This window comes from Halorubellus sp. JP-L1, assembly GCF_011440375.1.
Classification (GTDB): domain Archaea; phylum Halobacteriota; class Halobacteria; order Halobacteriales; family Natrialbaceae; genus Halorubellus.
Genome location: NZ_JAAOIR010000002.1, coordinates 410,045 through 431,411, shown reverse-complemented (window position 1 = coordinate 431,411; position 21,367 = coordinate 410,045). Strand labels below are relative to the sequence as shown.

The window sequence follows — 21,367 nt, the reverse complement described above, 5'->3', positions numbered from 1 at the left end:
CCCCACCCTCGTAGCGGAGTAGCATGAGCGACAACGCGCAGGCCGAGGCCGGGACCGCCGAGGGCCAGGGCCCGGTCACGATCGACGAGGAACTCGCGCGACACCTGGAGAACAAGCGCGAGGAGCTGTTCGAGAAGTTCGAGATCCGCGACGCGTTCCCCCCCGAGGTCATCGAGGAGGCCGAAGCGCGTACGGAGGGCGTCCAGCAGGAGATCCAGGACGAACTCGACGAGCGTCGGGACCTCCGTGACCTGACGACGTGGACGACCGACCCGATCGACGCACAGGACTTCGACGACGCCATCTCGATTCGCGAGAACGAGGACACGTACACGCTCTGGGTGCACATCGCGGACGTCACGCACTACGTCCACCCCGACTCCGCGATGTGGGACGAGGCAGTCGAGCGCGCGAACACCGTGTACCTCCCCGCGTACACGATGCACATGCTCCCGCCGACGCTCGCCGAGACCGTGTGCTCGCTCGTCCCGAACGAGGACCGACTGGCGCACACCGTCGAGATGGAGCTCGACAAGGAGAACCTCGGGTACGAGGAGATAGACATCTACAAGTCCGTCATCGAGAGCGACGAGCGCCTCACGTACGGCGAGGCCGAACAGCGCCTCGACGACCCCGACGCCGCGCTCCACGAGGAGAACCAGATGGTGTTCGAGGTCGCGGACCAGATGCACGAGCAACGCAAGGAGGACGGGTCGCTCGTCCTCAACCCGCGCCGGGACCGCGCACACACCATCATCGAGGAGTGCATGCTGAAGGCGAACAAGGCCGTCACGCACGAACTCATGTGGAATCGCGGCGTGGAAGCGATGTACCGCGTGCACCCGCAGCCGACGCCCGACGAGTGGGACAAGGCCCTCGTCGAGATCCAGGACCTCGACGGCGTCTCGATCCCGGGCGGGAGCTGGGACGACCCGCGGAAGGCCGTGAACGCCACCCTCGAGAACGCACCCGCGCGCCAGCTGGACTCCATCCAGTGGGCCGTGATGAAGGTGATGCCGCGCGCGAAGTACATGAGTGACCCCTTCGGCGGCCATCACGCGCTGAACTTCGACATCTACGGGCACTTCACGAGCCCCATCCGGCGACTCAGTGACCTCATCAATCACTGGATCGTGTACACGAACGACGTCCCCGAGGACCTGCAGGCGCTCTGCAAGCGTGCGAGCGACAAGCAGAAGGACGCCGAGACCTGCGAGCGCGAGTACAAGAAGTTCCTCTCCGAGGTCGGCCTGGACGCCAACGCCGTCAACAACCGCGGGCTCGAAGTCGTCGACGACGAGGACGACGCAGAACACACCGTCTAGGTGAACCCGCACGACCCGACGACTCGACCATCACTCGAACCCGACTCGACCATTACTCGAACCCGACTCGACCATCACTCGAACCCGACTCGACTACCCCTCGAACTCGTCCCGAGCCCTGTCGACGTGATTTTTGCGTTCTAGTTGGAGTACGAGACGTTCCGTTTCACGGACGGTACTGGCCGTTTACTCGTTCATTTAGAGAGATTGAACGTCTAGATGGGACGGCCAATTGTGTTTTACTACAGAACGTGTAAAGGAGGGTGTGACGTGGGAACTGCGGCCAAACGACAGACGCATCGATACCGAACGACAGGCGACCGTAGGGGTGAGGGTGACGTGTACGCGCTCGGGCATCTGGGCATAGGCCTCCTTGCGTTCGCCCCGGTCGCCCTCTACCTCCGCCGCACGAACCGGACGCCGCTGGCCGCCGTCGGGACCGTACAGGTCGTCGCATTGTCGACGATCCCGGACGTCGACCTCCTCCTCGCCGGCGTCTCGCATCGCGGCATCACGCACACCATCTGGTTCGCGCTCGCCGTCGGCAGCGTGCTCGCCACGTTCGCCATCCTCCGAACGCATCATCGACCGACCGCGCTCGGCCCCGCCCGCTCGACGGGTGCCATCGCGAGCGGCCTCACTGGCTCGTACGCGGTCGCGACGCACCTCGTGGGCGACGTCGTCACGCCGATGGGTGTCGCGCCGCTCGCACCCGTCGTCGACGCGCACTACTCGCTCGCGATCGTGAACGCCGCCGACCCGACCGCGAACCTCGCGCTGTTCGCGCTCGGCTGCCTCGCGACCACCACCGGCTGGCTCGCTGGCACCGGCAGCCCCCCGCGGCGGACGCCGACCGCGCGAGGCGTCCCCGGATGGCTCATCGACGTCGACCGCCGACCGTGGCGCAGACCGTCCACGCAGTCCCCGAGTGGACCGCGCCGCGAGCCACGTCCAGCTCGCTCGACGACGACACCTCCCGCTGACCGCGTCGACCACCCGAGGGCCCGTCAGTACGCAGCCGGTCACCGCGAACGAACGGATCGTCGCACACGACGACCGTCGACAGCGAGAACGGTACGACGCCACCGCGTTAGTGACGGCGACGACGCACGGAACCGGAAAGCAGTTCTCGCGCGTGCTCGCCGACCCAGGCGTCGAGGAAAACAGCGAGACGACCTCACCGAGGGCGACCCGCGCCCCACGTCGGCACAGATGTTCAATCCGGAGTCCGAGCGCCCGTACTGAGGGGTCGACACCGGCTCGGTGCCGTGGACCGATCCAGCAGCCCGCTCGAGTCCAGTTCCTCGCTACCGGTCGACGCGCTCACTCCTCGGGCGGCCAGTTACACGTCGTCTCCGTCGCCACGTCGGACTGCCTCGCGTACGCAGACACGCAGCCCCAGTTACAGAACGTCCCCGCTGGCGACTCGTCCCCCTCGAGTGCTACCGACGCGCTCTCCTCGACGGCGTCCGGTTCGCGCTCGTAGACGACCACGGGGTCGTGAGCCTCCACGTCGCAACCGCAGTACGTGCACGCAGTCATAGACGAAATCGGCGCTCGATCCCAATCAGGCCTCGGGTCACCCGTCGGTCCGGTACTCCGCGATCGACCGCGGAACTGCCGGCACGAGCGGCGCGCGCGACGTGAACTCGTAGAGTGCCTTCCGGAGCGACCCCTTCCCGTACTGGACCGCGGACTTCCCGATCGGCGTTCGCCGACCGACGACGCTCGTGTCGCCGTTGCTCAACGCCTCCACGACCTGCTCGACGGATACGTCCGCGACGCTCGGCGCGTCAACAGCGACCTCCGTGTACGCTCGCCCGACGTTCCCCAGGTAGTGCGCGTCGCTGCCCGCGACGCTCCCGTACCCGTACGACGTCGCGTACCGGCGCGCGCGACGATTCCGGAATCCAGTGAACAGCATCGAGTTGTACACCTCCACCGCGTCCACGACCGTCTCGTCGAGCACGCGCCGTCGGACGCCGTGACGCGTCCGCTGGAACGGATGCGGTACCACCGCCGCCCCGCCGAGTTCGTGCACGCGCGTCACCGTCTCCGCGTAGGACATCCCGCGCGCCGGCCGCTCGTCCACGCCGATCGCGAGCAAGTGGCCCTCCGCCGTCGACACCTCCACGCCGGGAATCCCGACCAGCCCGTACTCCGACGCGAGGTCGGCCGCCTCCAGGCTCGCCGCGATGCGGTCGTGGTCCGTCACCACCAGCCCGTCCAGTCCGATGTCCCGTGCGTGCTCTAAGAGCAACGACACCGGCTCGTGGCCGTCGTACGACAGCGACGAGTGCACGTGCAGGTCCAGCGACACCAGGGTCTGGTCACCGACCATCAGTTACCCACCGTTACGTCCCGACCGACGTGAACCTTCTCCCAAGTCGCGTCATCGCACGCGTCGCCCGGTGACGGCCCACGGTCGATCGCCGACCGCTCAGTTGCCGCCTGTTCAGTCGCCCACGGCGAGGCCGACCGCTCAGTCGCCGACCGCACGACCGACGCTTCGTCAGTTGCCAGTAACGTGCTCGCTCTTCGCGCTCTCCGGCCCGACCACCTCCTGCCGCCACTTCTTCTCCACGTCGCGGTTCGCGAGCACCACCAGATCGCCGTCCTCCTCGCGCAGCCGCGTCTTCCGCAGGTCGATGTCCACGATCTCGCCGGTGACGCTCGCGGACTCCACGACGTCCCCCTCGTTGAAGTCCGGGTCCCGGAGGAGATACACGCCCGCGACCGTGTCCGCGATCATCTCCTTCAGCGCGAACGCCACCCCCAGGCCGACGAACCCGCTCGCCGTCCCGAGACTCGCCGCGACCTCCCCCAGGCCGACGATGTTGAACAGCGCGAGCGCCGCCCCGAACCAGAGGAACACGCCGACGATCGCAACCCACAGGTCCACTATCAGTTGCTGGTCCGCCGGGTAGACGCCCTCGAACACGCGACGCACCACCGCCAGCACCACCCTGATCACCACGTACGCGACCGCCAGGAACAGGACGCCGAGCAGCACGTGCGGGATCGCCTCCACGATCCCCGCCAGGAACTCGCGAACGACCGCCTCCGCGTCCATCGGCGCCGGCTCCGGCTGTGTCTCCGATTGCATGCCCGAGGCGTCGCCGGGCGCGCTCGAAAAAGTATGGGTCCCCACAGTCGCCGGGTTCGCCACGACCATCGCGACCGCCCAGAGACGTGGGGCTGGGACAATCGTTTAGTCCACTCGCATCGTCTATTCGGACGACTCATGTTCGAGCTCTACCAGTCCGAGGGCTGCCCGCACAGCAAGAAAGTCCGCGAGAAACTCTCCGAACTCGGCCTCTCGTACGTCGCACACAACCCGCGACTCCCCGGCGACGAAGGCGGCGACGTCACCAACGAACTCACGCACGACGAACTCACCGCACTCGGCGACGACCAGATCCCGTACCTCGTCGACACCGACCGCCGCGTCACCATGCACGAGAGCGACGACATCGTCGACTACCTCGAAGAGCACTACGCCTGAGGACCACCGAGCGGGAGGCTGGTGGGTGGGTTTCGCGACGCCCACGTCGTCGGCAGACTGTTGGAAGGGACCAGATGTTACTGAACGGCGGAGTCACTCGTAGCCTCTGTGACACCGACCACCTCTCACGCCAGGAGATGGAACCGTCGTCCTCTACCGAGTTCTCGACGTGGGTCAGACCCAAGGGCTCGCCGGTCGTTGACAGGAGTATGCCATCGGCAGTTGTCACGGGGTCGTCGCGGGGACTCGGGCGCGCAATCGCGCTCCGGTTCGCCGCAGACGGGTACGACGTCGCGGTGAACTACCACACGAGCGAGGCCGCCGCCAACGAGGTGGCGGACGAAGTACGGGACGCGGGGCAGTCCGCGGTCGTCGTCGGAGCAGACGTCTCCGACCCGGCAGCAGCGCAGCGGCTGGTCGACACTGCCGCAGCAGAGTTCGGGGGCGTCGACCACGTCGTGAACAACGCCGGCATCGACCAGCACGTCTACACCGCCGACCTAGACCCCGCGGACTTCGATCGCGTCATGGACGTGAACGTGAACTCGGCGTTCAACGTCACCAAGGCCGCGCTCCAGCACCTCGAAGCGTCCGCGGACGAGCCGTCGATCACGAACGTCTCGTCGATCCTCGCGCACGTCGGCGCACCGATCGAAGTGCACTACGCGAGCTCGAAGGGCGCCCTGCTCTCGCTGACGCGGAGCCACGCTAGGGACTTCGCGCCAGACGTCCGCGTGAACGCCATCGCACCGGGCCACATAGAGACCGACATGACGAGCGACCGCTCGCCCGAGGAGAAAGCCGAGGAACTCGAAGCGATACCGGTCGGCGAATACGGCGAACCCGCCGACATCGCCGACGCAGCAGCGTACCTCCGCGACGCCACCTTCGTCACCGGAGAAACCCTGAACGTCAACGGCGGCGAAGACATGCGCTAGACGACACGACACGCGTCCCGGTTGGGAACGTCACGTCGTGCCAGTAACAGGGAGACACACCAAGATTGACTCGCTGGGAGTCTCGCGAGCGACCGCAGGGAGCGAGGGGGACTACAGCGAGCCCATGACTGACGCGAGTGAAACGAGCGGCAGGAATGGACTCGCTGGGATTTGAACCCAGGGCCTCTTCCTTGCGAAGGAAGCGATCTACCTCTGATCTACGAGCCCTCGTGCGCGTCTTATCGTACCCGGTGGTGCTTATTTGTAAGTTGCGTTTCGGCCGTCGGCCTTCGTGCTGGGTGGGGTGGCGAGGAGGTCGAGGCGGCCGGCGGCGAGCCCGAGGAGGACGCCGGTGAAGTGCGCGATGATGGCGACGCCGGGGCTGGCGGTCATCCACGTGAGGACGGCGGCGACGAGGAGTGCGAGCGCCCATTCGACGCTGGCGCCGGCGTCGAGGCGGTCGGCGACGGCGGTGGTGAGGCGGTTGCCGCCGAGGACGTACCCGTAGAGCGCGAGGACGGCGCCGCTGGCGCCGAGGACGGCACTCCCGACCGCGGGGCCGCCGGTGAGGCCGTTGAGGAACCCGCCGAGCCAGACCTGGCTCAGGCCAGCGAGCGCGCCCGTGGCGACGAAGAACGCGTGAAAGCGCGCTCGCGTCGTATACCGTTCGAGGACGAATCCGACGAGGACGAGCGCGACCGCGTTCGAGAGCAAGTGCCCGACGCCAGCGTGCGCGTACACGCTCGTGAAGAGCGTCCACGGCCGCACCGTCACCGGCGACCCGAGCACGAACAGCGTCTGCCAGAGCTGGCCGAGCCCGAGCGCGAGCTCGAACACCACCGTCAGTTGCTGGACCGCGAACACGACGGCGAACGCCACGAGCGTATCCAGCGTCGGACTGCCACGGAAACCCATTACGCGTCGCTAACGAGCCGACGGCTAATAGAAGTACAGGAGAAAGCCGTGCGCGAGAGCGACGTCTAGTCCTCGAGGACGATCTCGATGCTGACGTCGTTAGGCACCTGGATCCGCATCAGCTGGCGGAGCGCACGCTCGTCCGCGTCCAGGTCGATGAGACGCTTGTGGACGCGCATCTCCCAGTGCTCCCACGTCGCCGTCCCCTCGCCGTCCGGGGACTTGCGCGACGGCACTTCCAGCGTCTTCGTCGGCAACGGAATCGGTCCCGAGAGCGAGACACCCGTCTTTTCCGCGATGTCGCGAACGTCGTCGCAGATGTCGTCGAGGTCCTCGGGACTCGTCCCGGCAAGTCGTACGCGAGCCTGCTGCATGGATTACTCGCGGTTCTCGACGGACAGGACCTTCCCGGCCGCGATGGTCTGACCCATGTCGCGGACCGCGAACGAGCCGAGCTCGGGAATCTCCGAGGACGGCTCGATGCTGAGGGGCTTCTGCGGGCGTACGGTGACGACCGCTGCGTCGCCGGTCTGGATGAAGTCCGGGTTCTCTTCGGCGACTTCGCCGGACTTGGGGTCCATCTTCTTGTCGAGGCTCTCGATGGTACACGCGACCTGCGCCGTGTGGGCGTGGAAGACCGGCGTGTACCCGGCCGTGATGACGCTGGGGTGCTGCATCACGACGATCTGGGCCTGGAACGTCTCGGCGACGCTCGGCGGGTCGTCGGCGGGACCACAGACGTCACCGCGGCGGATGTCGTCCTTGCCGATGCCGCGAACGTTGAACCCGACGTTGTCACCGGGCTCGGCTTTGGGGACTTCCTCGTGGTGCATCTCGATGGTCTTGACCTCGCCACCGACGTCGCTGGGCTGGAAGCTCACGTTGTCGCCGATGTTCATGACACCGGTCTCGATGCGCCCGACGGGGACGGTACCGATACCGGAGATGGTGTAGACGTCCTGGATGGGGAGGCGGAGCGGGGCGTCCGTCGGCGGCTCCGGCTCCGGCAGGTTGTTGAGTGCCTCCAGGAGGATCTCGCCGTCGTACCACTCCGTGTTGTCGGAGCGCTCGGCGATGTTGTCGCCCTCGAACGCGGAGATCGGGATGAACTCCGCGTCGTCGGGGTTGAACTGGACCTGCTTGAGGAGGTCGGTGACTTCGCTCTTGACCTCGTTGTACTTGGTCTCGCCGTAGTCGACGAGGTCCATCTTGTTGACACCGACGATGAGTTCGCCGATGCCGAGGGTGCGAGCCAGGAAGACGTGCTCCTGGGTCTGGGGCGCGACGCCGTCGTCTGCGGCGACGACGAGGACGGCGTTGTCCGCCTGGGAGGCGCCCGTGATCATGTTCTTGACGAAGTCGCGGTGGCCAGGACAGTCGACGATTGTGAAGTCGTACTCGTCGGTACTGAACTCCTGGTGGGCGATGTCGATGGTGACGCCGCGCTCGCGCTCCTCGGCGAGGTTGTCCATGACGTAGGCGAACTCGAAGCCGCCTTTGCCCTTCTCCTCGGCTTCCTCGCGGTACTGCTCGATGACGTGCTCGGGCACGCTCCCCGTCTCGAAGAGGAGTCGCCCGACCAGTGTGCTCTTTCCGTGGTCGACGTGGCCGATGATGGCCAAGTTCTGGTGTTGGTCGCTCATTTGTTGTCTCACGCGCAGAGGCGCTGTGTGGAATCCTTTCGGCAGAAACGGTTAAAACGATTTCGATACGTGCTACCCGAGACCCCGAAGCCCTCCGGCGGTTTGATGTTGTCAATGTCACGCATGGTTCGGTCGGCGGGGAGCCGCGAAGGAACGACGTACTCGCCGCTAGCCGGTGATTGCCGCGGGTCGGATCGCCGCCGAGTCGGGGAGTGGCGACGCTCGGTCCACGGTCGGGCTCTCAGTCCGCGAGCCGGTTGACGTCGGCGAGCACGGCGCTCGCGGTCTCGTCGCCGCCGGCGCCGCGCCCGCCGAGCTCGAGCGACCCGGCGGCGTCGGTCTCCAGTTGGACGACGTTCCGCGTGCCCTGGACGGCGAGCGGGCCGTCGTCCGGGACGAGCCGCGGGCCGACGCGGGCGCCCTCGGCGGTCGCTTCGCCGACGAGCCTGACCGTCCGGCCGTCCTCGCCAGCGAGGTCGAGCGCGCTCGGCGGGATCGACCGGATGCCCTCGACGTCGGCGTCGTCGAGCGTGAACGCGTCCTCGACGACGCCGTCGGCGGTCGCGCCCTCCGAGAGGACGTTCGCGAGGATGACGCACTTGAGCGCGGCGTCGGTGCCGTCGACGTCGAACGTCGGGTCCGCTTCGGCGACGCCGAGATCCTGTGCTTCCGCGAGCACGTGCTCGTAGGACAATCCCTCGGCGGCCATCCGCGACAGCACGAAGTTCGCGGTCCCGTTCAGGATGCCTCGCGCCGCCGAGACGTGCGCCGGGCCGTAGTCCGCGATGGTGCCGAGGACGGGGATGGCGCCCGCGACCGTCGCCTCGAACCGCACCCGACCGTCGCTCTCGCGTTCGCGCGCCCGGAGGTCGGCGTAGCGTTCGGCGACCGGGCCCTTGTTCGCGAGGACGACGTCCCGGTCGCGGTCGAGCGCGTGCGCGACGTGCGAGAACCCGGGTTCGGCGTCGTCGAGCGTCGTCGGCGTCGCCTCCACGAGCACGTCGTAGTCCGCGTCCAGTACCGCACGCGGGTCCGCGTCGCCGACGCTACCGCGTTCGGACTTCCGTTCCAGGACCGACGCCGCGTCCAGCCCTGCCTCGTCGACGACGGCCGTCTGCGAGTCCGCAATCGCGACGACGTCGTGCCCGTGCGAGCCCGCGAGGTCGACGACCGATCGCCCGACCGCACCCGCACCGACGACCGCGAGCCTCACGCCGATCCCTCCACGAGCGGCTCGACGACCTGCAACTCCTTCTCCGCGGCGACCCCCCGGACGGTCTCCAGCGCCGCCGTCACCCCGTCGGGTTCGACCGCGAGGTGGACGCGCGCACTCGACACGTCGTCGGTGCCCTCCGGCGCGTCGAGCGACAGGTCCGCGACCGACGCCGACGAACACGCCTCGAGCCGCGAGAGCGTATCCGAGAGGTCGGTGTCGACCAGGTGCCCGACGAGCAGGACCGTCACCTGCTCGGTGTACGCGTCCTCGCCGGCCTGGATGACCGTGACGCCCGCGTCCCGGAGCGCGTCGACGATCACCGAAAAGCGATCCGGGCGACACTCGAGGTCGACCTCGACGGGAATGTTCCCGCGCGGTGTGAGGTTCCCACGCTCGTGGTAGATCGACAGCAGATTCCCGCCGTGCTCCGAGATCGGCTCGAGCGCTCGCAGCAACTCGCCGGGCTCGTCGACGAGCTCCAGGCGAACCGTGTACGCGCGAACCGACCCGTTCACGTCAGCAGCCACCCCGGTCACCTCCGCCGCGACTCCGTCGGTCGTCCATGTACTGACCCATCGCGTTCTGTCGTATAAGCCTTCAGCCACACACAAGTGTCGCCGGTCTCACGCGTACCGCCAGAAGTGAGACCATCACGCCGACCGGACCCGCTCAGTGTGAGAGCGTCGCGCCGACCGGACCCGCTCAGTAGTGGTAGGCGGTATAGCCCGCGCTCGGTACGGGCGTCCCCGAGTCCTCGTCCTCGAGTTTCTCGATCGCCTCCTCGAAGTCCGCCATCCGAACCTCGGTGCGCTCGTCGCGGATCGCGAACATCCCGGCTTCCGTCGTCATGCTCTCGATCTCCGCGCCCGAGTAGCCGTCCGTGCGCGCCGCCAGCTCCGCGAAGTCCACGTCGTCCGCGACGTTCATCCGCTTCGTGTGGATCTCGAAGATGCGCTCGCGGCCCTCCGCGTCCGGCTCCGGTACCTCGATGAGGCGGTCGAAGCGACCCGGGCGGAGGATGGCACGGTCGAGCATGTCGAAGCGGTTCGTCGCGGCGATGATGCGGACGTTCCCGCGGGACTCGAAGCCGTCCATCTCGCTCAGGAGCTGCATCATCGTCCGCTGGACCTCCGCGTCACCGCTCGTCTTGGACTCCGTGCGCTTCGCGGCGATCGCGTCGATCTCGTCGATGAAGATGATCGCGGGCGCACGTTCCTCGGCGAGTTCGAAGAGGTCGCGGACGAGCCGCGAGCCCTCGCCGATGAACTTCCGGACGAGCTCGCTCCCGGCCATCTTGATGAACGTCGCGTCCGTCTCGTTCGCCACGGCCTTCGCGAGCATCGTCTTCCCCGTCCCCGGCGGCCCGTACAGGAGCACGCCGCTCGGCGGGTCGATCCCGACCGTGTCGAACTGCGCGGGATTGACCAGCGGTTCCTCGACCGCCTCGCGGACCTCCCGGATCTGCTCCTCGATGCCGCCGATGTCCTCGTAGACGACGTCCGGGCTCGCATCAACCTCCATCGCCTGCGCGCGAGCGTCCGTCTCGCCGCTCAGAACCGTCTGGACGCTGAAGGAATCGTTCACCGCGACGCGGTCGCCCGCCTGTAGTTCGTCCGCCATCCGACGGGAGACGTCCGTGAGGACCTCCTGGTTGTTGCCGTGCTGCTTCACGACGGCCTCCTGTTCGTCTTGGGCAACCTCTTCGACCGTCGCGATGTACAGCGAAGAGGTCTTCAGTGCCTCGTTCTCGCGCTCGGTCTGATCGACCTCTTCTTTGAGTTCGTCGCGGCGCTGGTCTGCCGTCTCGAGCTGACCCGAGAGCTCCTCGTGGACGTCGACGATCTCCATGAAGTGCTCTCGAAGCGCCTCGAGACGCTCCTCGTCCGACATGTCCTGGTCTAGGTCGAGCCGGGGACGGTCGGGCAATGAGGGACTCCGGGACATTCGTTGTCGGTCGTATGCGACGGTCGTAAAAGGACCTTTGGGTTAGCGCACGCCCACCGTCGGACGCCCACGGAACCAGCGCAGTCGGCCGAACACGACCGATCCGTGCATCGACGACCCCCGGCCCCGATGCAGGATAGGGCTTTTTACGCGATGACTGCGTATCGCAGTCCATGAAGTTCGTTATCGTGGGGTACGGTCGCGTCGGCAAGCGCACCTCCCGCATCCTCCGCGAGGAAGACCACGACGTCGTCGTCGTGGACAACGACCACGACCGCGCGAAGCGAGCGCGCGACGACGGGTACGACGTCGTCGAGGGCGACGGCCAGGACGAGGGCGTGCTCGAGGATGCCGGGATCGACTCCGCCGACGCCATCGGCGCACTCACTCCGGACCTGAACGTGAACTTCGCCGCGTGCATGGTCGGGAAGCACCACGGTGCCAGGACCGTCCTCCGCATCGACGAGGACTACCGCGAGGACATCTACGAGAAGTACGCCAGCGACGTCGACGAGGTCGTCTACCCCGAGCGCCTCGGCGCCGCCGGTGCGAAGACCGCGATGCTCGGCGGCGACTTCAACGTCCTCGCGGACATCACGGAGGCACTCCGGTTCTCCGTGTTCACCGTCGACGCGAACTCGTCGCTCGTCGGCGAACGACTCGTCAACGTCGACCTCCCGGAGGACGCACGCGTGTACGCCCACGGCGCGGCCGACGACCCGCTCACGATCCCGCTCCCGACGGTCGAACTCGCCGCCGGCGACCGCGTCGCCGTCGTCGTCGACCAGGACGCCGTCGACGCGGTCCGCGAGACGTTCCGGGCCGAAGCCTGAACGACGCGAACCGGTCCGCGACGACGCGGAACGGTCCGCGACGACGCAGGACGAACGCGTCGCTCGCCGATTGAGACACGAACGCGAACCGTCGAACTCCACCTCGCACGCTCGAAAGTTGACCGCCGGGGAGCGGTCGCCGTGTGACCCTGCGCTGGTACCGAATAGAGAGACAGCGTGGGGCGCGCGATGGATTCGGATGGGAACTGAGGCCGTCTTGCGCGCCCAGGTAGCGAACGGGACTCGGATTCAATAAAGACCCGTCAGACGGTCGACGGACGGATGCGTGACGGCGGGGTTTTTTGCCGTGGCCGCCCCAGCGTCGCGCATGTACGTCTCGGGGACCGGACTGCCGATCGCGACGCCGTTCGACGACGACGGGGACGTCGACGAGACCGCGCTCCGCGCGCTCGTCGAGACGGTCGAGGCCGCCGGCGTCGACTTCGTGGTACCCTGTGGGTCGAACGGCGAAGCCGTCCACATGGACGTCGACGAGCGCACGCGCGTGACCGAGGTCGTCGCCGAAGCTACGGACGGCCCGGTCGTCGCCGGCACCGGCCATCCGAGCGAGCGCGTGACGACGACGCAGACGACCACGGCGGCGGACGCGGGCGCGGACGCCGCACTCGTCGTGACGCCGTTCTACCACCGCCACGACGACGCCGCGGTCGCCGAGCACTACGAGCGCGTCGCCGACGCCAGCCCGATCCCGATCTACCTCTACAGCGTCCCGAAGTTCACCGACCACGCGCTCGACCCGCGGACGGTACAGTCGCTCGCCACTCACGAGAACGTCCACGGGATCAAGGACTCCAGTGGCGACCTGGAGACCCTCCAGCGGTACGTCGCCCTGACCGCCGACGCCGACTTCGACGTCCTCGTCGGCTCCGGGAGCGTGTACGCCGCCGCTCTCGACGCCGGCGCGACCGGCGGCGTGCTCGCACTCGCGAACGTCGTCCCCGGGCTCGCCGCCGAGATCTACGACCGCCACGTCGACGGCGACGACGAGGGCGCACGCGAACTGAACCGAGACCTCGTCGAGTTGAACCGCGCCGTCACCGCCGAGTACGGCGTCCCCGGCCTGAAGGCCGCGATGCGCTCGCGGGACTACCCCGCCGGCCAGGCACGCCGACCGTTCCAGCCCGTCTCAGCCGACGTCCACGCAGAACTGGCCACGCTCGTCGAGGACGCACTCGAGGGCGACGCCGCGTAGCACGACCACCGCGCTCTTTGGCCGCGGCCGCGAACTCGCGGACATGACCTGGGCCGACCTCTTCGACGCGACCAGCGACCTGGACGTGACCGTCGACGACGTCCGCGAGACGCTCCGCGAGCACCGCGAGGGGGACGATGCCTGACGCAGCGCCGACGCGGATCGTCGCGGACGCGGACGTCCTCGCCGCGGACGTCCTCGTCGGCGGCGCGAGCCGTGACGCTCTCGACCACGTCCGTGAGCACTCGTGGCTGACGCTCGTCGCGAGCGACGACCTCCTGGACGACGCTCGCGCCGTCGTCGCCATCCTCGCCGACGACGACCTCGCGGACGCGTGGCGAGCGCGAGCGGCGGAAGCGACCGAGCGCGTCGAACACCCGCCCGGCGACCACCCCGGGCTCGCCTCGGCCGTCCACGGCGACGCCGCACACCTGCTCTCGTTCGACGACGACCTCGGGAGCGTGCAGGCCGGAATGAGCGTCCAACCGCACGCGAACCTCTCCGTGCGGCCACCGGACGCGTTCGCTCGCCTGTTCGACGCCGCGAGCCTCTACGAAGCGACGTTCGACGACGACTACCCCGGTCCCGACCGCGACCCGCGAGCGTAGCGCTCGCTACGGAACCCAGTTCACGCAGCCGTCGCAGTCGCTACCGGTCGCCGTTCACCCGCTCCTCCGCTCGCTAGCGGTCGCCGTTCACGCGCTCGACGATCCGCCGGAGGATCGGCCGGGGCGTGATTCGTTCGCCGTAGTACGTCGCCTTGCTGAGGAGGCTCGGGAGGATCACGGTGTCCCCGGCGAGGAGGCCGCGGTAGCCGGCGGCCGCGACTGACTCGGCGTCGTTCGTGAACACCGACCCGACGAGGGAGTCCGTCATCCCCGCACGCTCCTGGAACTCCGTCTCGACCGGGCCGGGACAGAGGACGCTGACGTCGACGTCCGTGGTCCGGTTCTCGACGGCGAGCGCTTCGCTGAACGAGTTCACGTACGCCTTCGACGCGTAGTAGCCCGCCATCTTCGGGCCGGGAACGAACCCGGCGGTACTCCCGACGTTCAGGACCTTCCCGCGACCGCGGTCGCGGAAGTCGGCGAGGAACGATCGGGTGAGGACGACGAGCGTCTCGACGTTCAGGCGGAGCTGGGTGCGTTCGGCGTCGAGGTCGGTCTCGTGGAACTCGCCGTACGTGGCGACGCCGACGTTGTTCACGAGGATGCCGACGTCGAGGTCGCGGTCCTGGACGTCGTCGTAGAGCGCCTGTGCGGCGCCGTCGGCGTCGAGGTCGTGGACGATCGCGGTGGCGGTGACGCCGTAGCGGTCCTCGAACTCGCTGGCGGCGTCCTCGAGCGCTTCCTCACGTCGAGCGACGAGGACGACGTCGTGACCGTGGCGAGCGAACTGGCGGGCGAGTGCGCGACCGATGCCGGCGGAGGCACCGGTGACGAGGGCGGTCTGCTTCACGGTCGAACCGGTGGCCGCGGCGCGGGTAACGGTTCCGCTATCCGGTCGAGCGTCTCTGTCGCTGGCTGCATCGCGATGGCCGGACGTGGCAGTGGCGAACAACGACGACCCGGGTGGCTCCTTGCCGTTGAGGCGACGGCTGGCTGGAGTCGTTCGTGGTGCTCGCGCGCGGGCTAGGCGTCGAGTTACGGCGAGGCCGGCGCGCGGCGACTGGTCAGGGCACGCCGGTCGTCGCCGCGGCATCCGACAAGAGTCCTCGGGTCCCGAGTGCCGGGTGTCGGGTCCGGCGTCACTCCGCGCCCTTGGTCTGGGCGGGTTCGCCGGCGAGGTAGTCCGCGAACTTCGCCAGGGCACGACCGCGGTGACTGACGGCGTTCTTCTCGGCGGTACTCATCTCGGCCATCGTGGTGCCGTCGTGCTCGAAGATCGGGTCGTAGCCGAACCCGCCGTCGCCGCGCGGTTCGACGATGGTGCCGGGGACGCTCCCGGTGAACGTCTCCACCTTGACGTCGAGGGCGTCCTCGGGGCGGTGCGCGTACGCGAGGACGGTCCGGAAGTGCGCGCGGCGGTCGTCCTCGCGCTCGCAGAGCCGCCAGACGCGTTCGACGCCGAGGGTGTCCTCGACGTACGACGAGTACGGGCCGGGGAACCCCACGAGGGCACGGACGAAGAGGCCGGCGTCGTCGACCAGCACGGGGTCGGTGCCGCCGAGTTCCACGAACGCTTCGCGTGCGCCAGCGGCGGCGACGGACTCGAGGTCGCCCTGGATCTCGGTGTAGTCGAAGTCGACGCGTTCGACGTCGTCGAGGTACTCGCGGGCCTCCTCCGCTTTCCCCTCGTTGCTCGTGACGAATCGGATGGGCATACGGAGGGAAGGGAGCGCGGGGGGTAAGGAATCGTCGGTCCGCACTCGACGGCAGCGGGTCGGCTCGACAGCGTTTTCGGGACTTCAGACGTCGAGGTCGGCGAACACGCGCGATTCGGCCTTCCGGAGGTGTTCGGCGGCGGTCCCGGGCGCGCAGTCGACGGCGTCTGCGACGTCCTCGACGGACGCCGCCCGCGGCACCTCGTAGTACCCGAGGCGCTTGGCGGCGCGGACGACCTCGCGCTGTCGCGTGGTGAGGTCGCGGCCGGCCGGGACGCTCGTCGACGGGGCTTCGCTCACGCGGTCCACCGCTACGTCGATGCCCTCGGGCACGGCGTCGAACGTCGCCTGGAGGACGGCTGGGTCGCCGACGACGCCCATCGTCATCGTCCGGTCGGTCCGGTACTCGATGGGTGGAACGGCGACCAGGCCGCCGCGAGAGAACGCGTCCAGGAGGGAGGCGTCGGTCTCCGACGGCTCCTCGTGGACGTGGACGTAGAAGGCGTCGTCGTCGACTGGCGCGAGGTCGAACGACCGGACGCGGCGCAGGTCGGCGAGGCGGGCCTCGTAAGGCTCGCGCGGGCCGTGGACGTGGAAGAGGAGCGCGTTCGTCCCGTCCGCGTCCCGGTTCCAGTGGATGAGCCGATAGTCGCCGTACCCGCCGTGGTCGCAGACGAACCGATGCATCGGGTGGAGGGCGTCCCGGTCGTGCCGAAGCGTCACCCGCAGGTACTTCACGCAAGACGCGTCGACCCGATTGCACTTAAATCGCCTAGGGAGTGAGACGGAAACGTCGACTGGCGTGCGGTCGTCGATGCGAGCATGTGCAACCGGATCGATACGGGGGGTGCGTCGTCGTGAGCGAAGCCGTCGTCAGCGAGCGGGAGCGCGAGGGGGGTGCGTCGCCGACCGTCGCGGACCTGGAGGGCGTTCTCGGCGACCGAGTTGTTCGCCGGGACGACCACCGGAACGCGCCGGCGGTCGTCGTCCGGCCAGACGCCGTCGCCGACGCCCTTGCAGACATCAGGGACACCCTCGACCTGGACCACTGTTCGTGCGTGACCGCCCAGGAGTACGCCGACCGTTTCGAGACGATCTACCACCTGAAGGACTACGACGACCCGACGCGGGAGGCGAGCGTCGTCGTCCCGACCACGCACGAGAGCCCGCGGAGCGAGAGTGCGGCGAGCGTCTACCGGACGTGCGACTGGCACGAGCGCGAGGCGTACGACCTGTTGGGCGTCGCGTACGACGACCACCCGGATCTGCGACGCATCCTCCTCCCCGAGACCTGGCAGGGCCACCCGCTGCGCGAGGACTTCGACCAGGACCGCCCGCAGGTCGTGACCCTCGAGGAGCACGCGAACCCGCTCGCCGGCGACCAGCGCGACGGGACCGCCTCCGACGGCGAGGCCGGGCGGGAGACGATGTTCCTCAACATCGGCCCGCACCATCCCTCGACGCACGGCGTCCTCCACGTCGAGACCGTCCTCGACGGCGAGACCGTCGTCGACGTCGACCCCGACATCGGGTACATCCACCGGTGCGAGGAGCAGATGTGCGAGTCCGGGACGTACCGCCACCAGATCATGCCGTACCCGGACCGGTGGGACTGGGCGTCCGCGGGCCTGCTCAACGAGTGGGCGTACGCTCGCGCCGTCGAGGACCTCGCTGACGTCGACGTGCCCGAGTACGCGCAAGTGATCCGGACGATGGGCGCGGAGCTCTGCCGAATCGCCTCGCACATGCTCGCCGTCGCGACGTACGCGCTCGACGTCTTCGGCGAGTTCACGGCGGTCTTCCAGTACGGCATCCGCGACCGCGAGAAGGCGCTCGGTTTGTTGGAGGAACTCACGGGCCAGCGGATGATGTTCAACTACTTCCGCGTGGGCGGCGTCGCGTGGGACCTCCCGCAGCCCCGGGAGGCGTTCTTCGAGCAGGTACGGGACGAACTCGACACGCTCCCGGCGGCGATGTCGGAGTACTACGACCTCCTCGCCGCCAACGAGGTGTTCCAGACGCGCACGATGGGGACCGGGCGCCTCGACGTCGACACCGCGAAGTCCCACGGCGTCACTGGTCCGGTCGCGCGCGGCTCCGGTATCGACTACGACCTCCGCCGCGACGACCCCTACGGCTACTACGACGAACTCGACTGGGACGTCGTCACCGAGGACGACGGTGACAACCTGGCGCGCGTCCTCGTCCGCATGCAGGAGGTCGAACAGTCGGCACGAATCGTCCGACAGTGCGTCGACGTCCTCGAGTCCTGGCCAGAGGACGACCGCACCATCCAGTCGAACGTCCCCCGGACCCTGAAGCCGCCCGCGGACGCCGAGACGTACCGCGCGGTCGAGGGCGCGAAAGGCGAACTCGGCATCTACCTCCGGAGCGACGGCACCGACTCGCCCGCGCGCTTCAAGATCCGGAGCCCGTGCTTCTCGAACCTCCAGGCGCTCCCCGAGATGGCCGAGGGCGAGTACGTCCCCGACCTCGTCGCGACCCTCGGCAGTCTCGACACCATCATGGGCGAAGTCGACCGCTGAACCGTCGGCTGGGGCGGGCTGTCGACCACTGAAACGCAACTGAGAAGGAGTCCCCGACGCGAGCCGGGTCGGTCAGTCCTCGACGACGACCTCGACCGGTTCCTCGTCCTCGATACCGCCGTCGCCGCTCCCGCTGCGCTCGTTCCAGAGGAGGCCGCCGACGACCGCGAGCGCGACCCAGGACCGCCAGTTCGCGAGGTTGAGCGTGTACCCGATACCGAACGGCTTCTCGACGAGCATCCCGTCGCCGGGCTGCCAGTAGGCCTTCAGCATGCGGCTGATGCTCGGCCGTTCGAAGTTGTACGGAATACCGAAGATCTCCCCGTCGGTGGGCTTGTCGGGCATACGAAAGGATACGCGCGTTCGGCATAAGAAGGTTGTCGTCGTCACTGATAGCGGCCACGGCCCTCGATGGCGGCGTTACTGATAGCGGCCACGGCCCTCGATGGCGGCGTTACTGATAGCGGCCACGACCTTCGATGGCGGCGTTACTGATAGCGGCCACGACCTTCGATGGCGGCGAGCTGGTCGAGGACGCGGTCGTCGCCGGCGTCGCGGTAGCCGTCGCGGACGGCCGCCCGGAGGGGGTCTGGGTCGGTCGCGGTCCCGACGAGGCTCTGGTCGAACACGTGGAGGTCCATCGCGTAGTCCTCGACCTGCTCGCTGTGGTACCCGAGCCCGAAGTCGATGAGGAACGCGCGCTCGCCACCGGCGTCGTCGCCGTCGCTCCCGTCCCCGGTGTCGGTGTCGCGGGCATCGGGGGCGACGCGGACGTTCCGCGTGGTCGGATCGCCGTGCACGAACCCGGCGGCGTGGATGGCGGCGAGGTGCTCGCCGACGGCGCGGACGCGCTCGGGGGTGAGCGCGTGCGCGAGGTCGCAGTCGCCGACGCGCTCGAACACGAGCGTCCCCTCGTCGTCGTCGATCTCGCGGACGACCGGCGTCGGGACGCCCTCGGCGCGTGCAGCGTGCGTGAGGCGCGCCTCGCTCCGCGTTCGCGTCGCGCGCAGGCGCTCGTCGAGTTCGGGATGCCGGTAGAGCTTCGGGACGCGGCGCTTCGTCACCACGTCGCCGACGTCGACCACCGCCTCCGCGCCCCGGATCTCGGCGCCGGACTCGGGCGCGATAGTGACGTCCTCGCCGTCGCGCCACGTGACGGGGACCTCGTCCGGCCGGAAGTTCGCGTCCACGGACGAGTCCTCGATCGGGAGCGTGTCGCCAGCGGCGTACATCTTCGCGCCCAACAGCGCGATCATGCCGGCGTTGTCCCGCAGGAATCGCGGTTCGGGCGCGTAGAACTCCGCGCCGCGGGCGTCGCACATCTCGCGGAGCATCCGCGTCAGGCGCGCGTTCTGCGCGACGCCGCCGCCGAGGACGAGTTCGTCGCTCCCCGTCAGGCTCAAGGCACGCTCGGTGACCTCCGCGAGCATCGCGAATATCGTCTCCTCCAGTCCGCGACAGACGTCCTCGACCGGCACACCGTCGTCGTACGCCTGCTTGGCGGCGCTCATGATCCCCGAGAACGAGAAGTCCATGCCCTTCACGACGTACGGCAACTCGACGTACTCGCCGTCTCGGGCGCGTTCCTCGACCTTCGGCCCGCCGGGGTGCGTCCAGCCGACGTGGCGCGTGAACTTGTCGATCGCGTTCCCGACGCCGGTGTCCATCGTCTCGCCGAGCACGCGGTAGCGGCCGTCGCGGTACCCCAGGAGGTGCGCGTTCGCGCCGCTCGCGTTCAGGCACACCGGCGACGCGAACCCGGACTGGTGCCGACCGATCTCGAGGTGCGCGACCATGTGGTTCGCGCCGACGAGCGGCACGGCAAGCGACCGCGCGAGCGCACGCGCGGCGGTGCCGACGATCCGCAGGCACGGCCCGAGTCCGGGGCCCCGCGAGAACGCGACCGCGTCAACCGGCGGCCCGTCGCCGTCGTGACGCTCGCGCGCCCAGTCGAGCGCAGTCTCGACGACTCGCGGAATCGCGTCGTGCATGTGCTCGGCGGCCTCACGCGGATGGATGCCGCCGCTCTCTGGCTCGTACGCGTCCGACTCGATCCGGAAGTCGTCGCGCTCGCCGTCGTACACGGCCGCGCTCGCGCACCACGCCGTCCCCTCGATGCCGAGCACGCGCACCGGCTCGCCCTCGCGCGTCACGCCACGACCGGCCGCGTCAGTGGAGGCGTCCGCCATCTACTTGCCCCCGAATCGTTCGTGCACGGAGAAGACCACTTCGATACCGACGCGCTCGCGAGCAACGGCGGAGTTTCGGACTGTGGCAGTCGCTCGCGATCGTCGCTCGTGGCCGTCGTTCCTGCCCGTCATTCCACAGCAGCCGCTGGTCGATGCAGCGTCGAAAGAACGGACCGCCAGTGGCGGTTACGTTACTTCCACTCGGTGTAACTGCACTTCCCGCAGTGCAGTCGGTCGCCGTAGTCGCCGAGGAACGTGTCGCCGCAGCGCGGGCACTGTTCGCGGTCGTGCTCGCCGTCGTCCGTGTAGAACTCGTGTGCGGGCATCCGTTCAGGCCTCCTCCGCTTCCTCGCCACCCTCGGCGCCGTCCGTGATGGCGTTCCGGTCGAGCATGTGGTCCTGTTCGACGTCGCGAGCGGCCTCCGCCGTGTCGTAGACCTTCGCGTAGCCGACGGTCTTGCGCATCCCGAACTTCGTGTCGAGCTCGCGGACGACGACCTCGTCGGCGTCCTTGTTGAGCTTCGCGGCCAGACTGTCTCGGACGGACAGGCGCGAGGGCGTCGCTTCGTCGTGAACGACCTCGAACGTGACGTCCGTGCGGTGCAACATCGGGTTCTCCTCTTCGGAGAGGATTTCGACGTCCATGGTATCTCAGTTACCGTAACTACCCCTCGAAACGCCTAAAAGGATTTCGAAGTGTCGAACTGGCGACGAACAGTCACCTCGCGTACCAATCGTGCGGGAAGGCGTCCCGCCGACCCGCCGCAGAGTCCTCCG

24 protein-coding genes and 1 tRNA gene are annotated in these 21,367 nt (G+C 68.4%); 8 read left to right on the top strand and 17 right to left on the bottom strand.

Annotated features, from left to right (window positions below):
* The first annotated feature begins 23 nt into the window (after window positions 1–23).
* Both G9C85_RS10665 and G9C85_RS10660 read left to right on the top strand, forming a co-directional pair.
* Window positions 24–1,325 carry a ribonuclease R family protein gene (locus tag G9C85_RS10665; protein WP_166039759.1) on the top strand — a complete coding sequence of 434 codons (1,302 nt, stop codon included), beginning with the start codon at window positions 24–26 and terminating at the stop codon, window positions 1,323–1,325.
* 339 nt (window positions 1,326–1,664) lie between these two features.
* Window positions 1,665–2,570 carry a metal-dependent hydrolase gene (locus tag G9C85_RS10660; protein ID WP_166039757.1) on the top strand — a complete coding sequence of 302 codons (906 nt, stop codon included), beginning with the start codon at window positions 1,665–1,667 and terminating at the stop codon, window positions 2,568–2,570.
* A 78-nt stretch (window positions 2,571–2,648) separates the two neighbouring features.
* Here G9C85_RS10660 and G9C85_RS10655 read toward each other — a convergent pair whose 3' ends face one another.
* The 3 genes from G9C85_RS10655 to G9C85_RS10645 form a co-directional block, all read right to left on the bottom strand.
* Entirely contained in the window at window positions 2,649–2,867 is a 219-nt protein-coding gene (locus G9C85_RS10655; protein WP_166039755.1) for a hypothetical protein, read from the bottom strand.
* A 37-nt stretch (window positions 2,868–2,904) separates the two neighbouring features.
* A complete protein-coding gene (locus tag G9C85_RS10650; RefSeq protein ID WP_166039753.1) occupies window positions 2,905–3,666 on the bottom strand; it encodes a PHP domain-containing protein in 762 nt (253 codons plus the stop codon).
* Window positions 3,667–3,837: 171 nt separating this feature from the next.
* Window positions 3,838–4,431 carry a mechanosensitive ion channel family protein gene (locus G9C85_RS10645; RefSeq protein ID WP_240148859.1) on the bottom strand — a complete coding sequence of 198 codons (594 nt, stop codon included), beginning with the start codon at window positions 4,429–4,431 and terminating at the stop codon, window positions 3,838–3,840.
* Between the two features lie 138 nt (window positions 4,432–4,569).
* Here G9C85_RS10645 and G9C85_RS10640 point away from each other — a divergent pair, with 138 nt between their 5' ends.
* Both G9C85_RS10640 and G9C85_RS10635 read left to right on the top strand, forming a co-directional pair.
* Window positions 4,570–4,830 (top strand): glutathione S-transferase N-terminal domain-containing protein, encoded by a 261-nt coding sequence (locus tag G9C85_RS10640; RefSeq protein ID WP_166039752.1) that lies wholly within the window; start codon window positions 4,570–4,572, stop codon window positions 4,828–4,830.
* 209 nt (window positions 4,831–5,039) lie between these two features.
* On the top strand, window positions 5,040–5,768 hold the full coding sequence (locus G9C85_RS10635) for a 3-oxoacyl-ACP reductase family protein (RefSeq protein ID WP_166039750.1): 729 nt from the start codon (window positions 5,040–5,042) through the stop codon (window positions 5,766–5,768).
* 156 nt (window positions 5,769–5,924) lie between these two features.
* On the opposite strand, the gene G9C85_RS10630 is transcribed toward G9C85_RS10635, so the two are convergent.
* The 7 genes from G9C85_RS10630 to G9C85_RS10600 form a co-directional block, all read right to left on the bottom strand.
* A tRNA-Ala gene (locus G9C85_RS10630) sits at window positions 5,925–5,996 on the bottom strand.
* 30 nt (window positions 5,997–6,026) lie between these two features.
* Window positions 6,027–6,683 (bottom strand): rhomboid family intramembrane serine protease, encoded by a 657-nt coding sequence (locus G9C85_RS10625; RefSeq protein ID WP_166039747.1) that lies wholly within the window; start codon window positions 6,681–6,683, stop codon window positions 6,027–6,029.
* Window positions 6,684–6,748: 65 nt separating this feature from the next.
* Window positions 6,749–7,057 carry a 30S ribosomal protein S10 gene (rpsJ, locus tag G9C85_RS10620; RefSeq protein ID WP_166039746.1) on the bottom strand — a complete coding sequence of 103 codons (309 nt, stop codon included), beginning with the start codon at window positions 7,055–7,057 and terminating at the stop codon, window positions 6,749–6,751.
* Between the two features lie 3 nt (window positions 7,058–7,060).
* Entirely contained in the window at window positions 7,061–8,326 is a 1,266-nt protein-coding gene (gene tuf / locus G9C85_RS10615; protein WP_166039743.1) for a translation elongation factor EF-1 subunit alpha, read from the bottom strand.
* Between the two features lie 241 nt (window positions 8,327–8,567).
* Window positions 8,568–9,539, bottom strand: coding sequence for a homoserine dehydrogenase (locus tag G9C85_RS10610; RefSeq protein ID WP_166039742.1), 972 nt, complete (start codon window positions 9,537–9,539; stop codon window positions 8,568–8,570).
* Entirely contained in the window at window positions 9,536–10,078 is a 543-nt protein-coding gene (locus G9C85_RS10605) for an amino acid-binding protein (protein WP_166039740.1), read from the bottom strand. The genes G9C85_RS10610 and G9C85_RS10605 overlap by 4 nt, the downstream gene beginning before the upstream one ends.
* Window positions 10,079–10,244: 166 nt before the next feature.
* The gene (locus G9C85_RS10600) at window positions 10,245–11,486 is read right to left on the bottom strand and encodes a proteasome-activating nucleotidase (protein WP_166039738.1); all 1,242 of its coding nucleotides are present in this window, start codon (window positions 11,484–11,486) and stop codon (window positions 10,245–10,247) included.
* A 173-nt stretch (window positions 11,487–11,659) separates the two neighbouring features.
* On the opposite strand from G9C85_RS10600, the gene G9C85_RS10595 reads away from it, so the two are divergent.
* From G9C85_RS10595 to G9C85_RS10585, 3 genes are all read left to right on the top strand, one after another.
* A complete protein-coding gene (locus G9C85_RS10595) occupies window positions 11,660–12,319 on the top strand; it encodes a TrkA family potassium uptake protein (protein WP_166039736.1) in 660 nt (219 codons plus the stop codon).
* Window positions 12,320–12,647: 328 nt separating this feature from the next.
* Complete coding sequence (locus G9C85_RS10590) at window positions 12,648–13,532, top strand: dihydrodipicolinate synthase family protein (RefSeq protein ID WP_166039735.1); 885 nt, start codon at window positions 12,648–12,650, stop codon at window positions 13,530–13,532.
* A gap of 137 nt (window positions 13,533–13,669) precedes the next feature.
* Complete coding sequence (locus G9C85_RS10585; protein WP_166039733.1) at window positions 13,670–14,140, top strand: hypothetical protein; 471 nt, start codon at window positions 13,670–13,672, stop codon at window positions 14,138–14,140.
* Window positions 14,141–14,213: 73 nt separating this feature from the next.
* Here G9C85_RS10585 and G9C85_RS10580 read toward each other — a convergent pair whose 3' ends face one another.
* From G9C85_RS10580 to G9C85_RS10570, 3 genes are all read right to left on the bottom strand, one after another.
* Window positions 14,214–14,990, bottom strand: a complete 777-nt coding sequence (locus tag G9C85_RS10580) for an SDR family NAD(P)-dependent oxidoreductase (protein WP_369680795.1) — start codon at window positions 14,988–14,990, stop codon at window positions 14,214–14,216.
* A 289-nt stretch (window positions 14,991–15,279) separates the two neighbouring features.
* A complete protein-coding gene (rdgB, locus tag G9C85_RS10575; protein ID WP_166039729.1) occupies window positions 15,280–15,855 on the bottom strand; it encodes an RdgB/HAM1 family non-canonical purine NTP pyrophosphatase in 576 nt (191 codons plus the stop codon).
* An 84-nt stretch (window positions 15,856–15,939) separates the two neighbouring features.
* A complete protein-coding gene (locus tag G9C85_RS10570; RefSeq protein WP_166039727.1) occupies window positions 15,940–16,593 on the bottom strand; it encodes a helix-turn-helix domain-containing protein in 654 nt (217 codons plus the stop codon).
* A gap of 119 nt (window positions 16,594–16,712) precedes the next feature.
* Between G9C85_RS10570 and G9C85_RS10565 the strand changes: the two genes are divergently transcribed.
* Window positions 16,713–18,401: an NADH-quinone oxidoreductase subunit D gene (locus G9C85_RS10565; RefSeq protein ID WP_166039726.1), complete on the top strand. Its 1,689-nt coding sequence runs from the start codon at window positions 16,713–16,715 to the stop codon at window positions 18,399–18,401.
* Window positions 18,402–18,473: 72 nt separating this feature from the next.
* Here G9C85_RS10565 and G9C85_RS10560 read toward each other — a convergent pair whose 3' ends face one another.
* The 4 genes from G9C85_RS10560 to G9C85_RS10545 all read right to left on the bottom strand — a co-directional run bounded on the left by G9C85_RS10560 (window position 18,474) and on the right by G9C85_RS10545 (window position 21,235).
* On the bottom strand, window positions 18,474–18,746 hold the full coding sequence (locus G9C85_RS10560) for a DUF5808 domain-containing protein (protein WP_166039724.1): 273 nt from the start codon (window positions 18,744–18,746) through the stop codon (window positions 18,474–18,476).
* 143 nt (window positions 18,747–18,889) lie between these two features.
* Window positions 18,890–20,590: a bifunctional N(6)-L-threonylcarbamoyladenine synthase/serine/threonine protein kinase gene (locus G9C85_RS10555; RefSeq protein WP_166039722.1), complete on the bottom strand. Its 1,701-nt coding sequence runs from the start codon at window positions 20,588–20,590 to the stop codon at window positions 18,890–18,892.
* Between the two features lie 191 nt (window positions 20,591–20,781).
* Window positions 20,782–20,916: a 30S ribosomal protein S27ae gene (locus tag G9C85_RS10550; RefSeq protein ID WP_166039720.1), complete on the bottom strand. Its 135-nt coding sequence runs from the start codon at window positions 20,914–20,916 to the stop codon at window positions 20,782–20,784.
* A gap of 4 nt (window positions 20,917–20,920) precedes the next feature.
* Entirely contained in the window at window positions 20,921–21,235 is a 315-nt protein-coding gene (locus G9C85_RS10545; RefSeq protein ID WP_166039718.1) for a 30S ribosomal protein S24e, read from the bottom strand.
* Window positions 21,236–21,367: the final 132 nt, after the last annotated feature.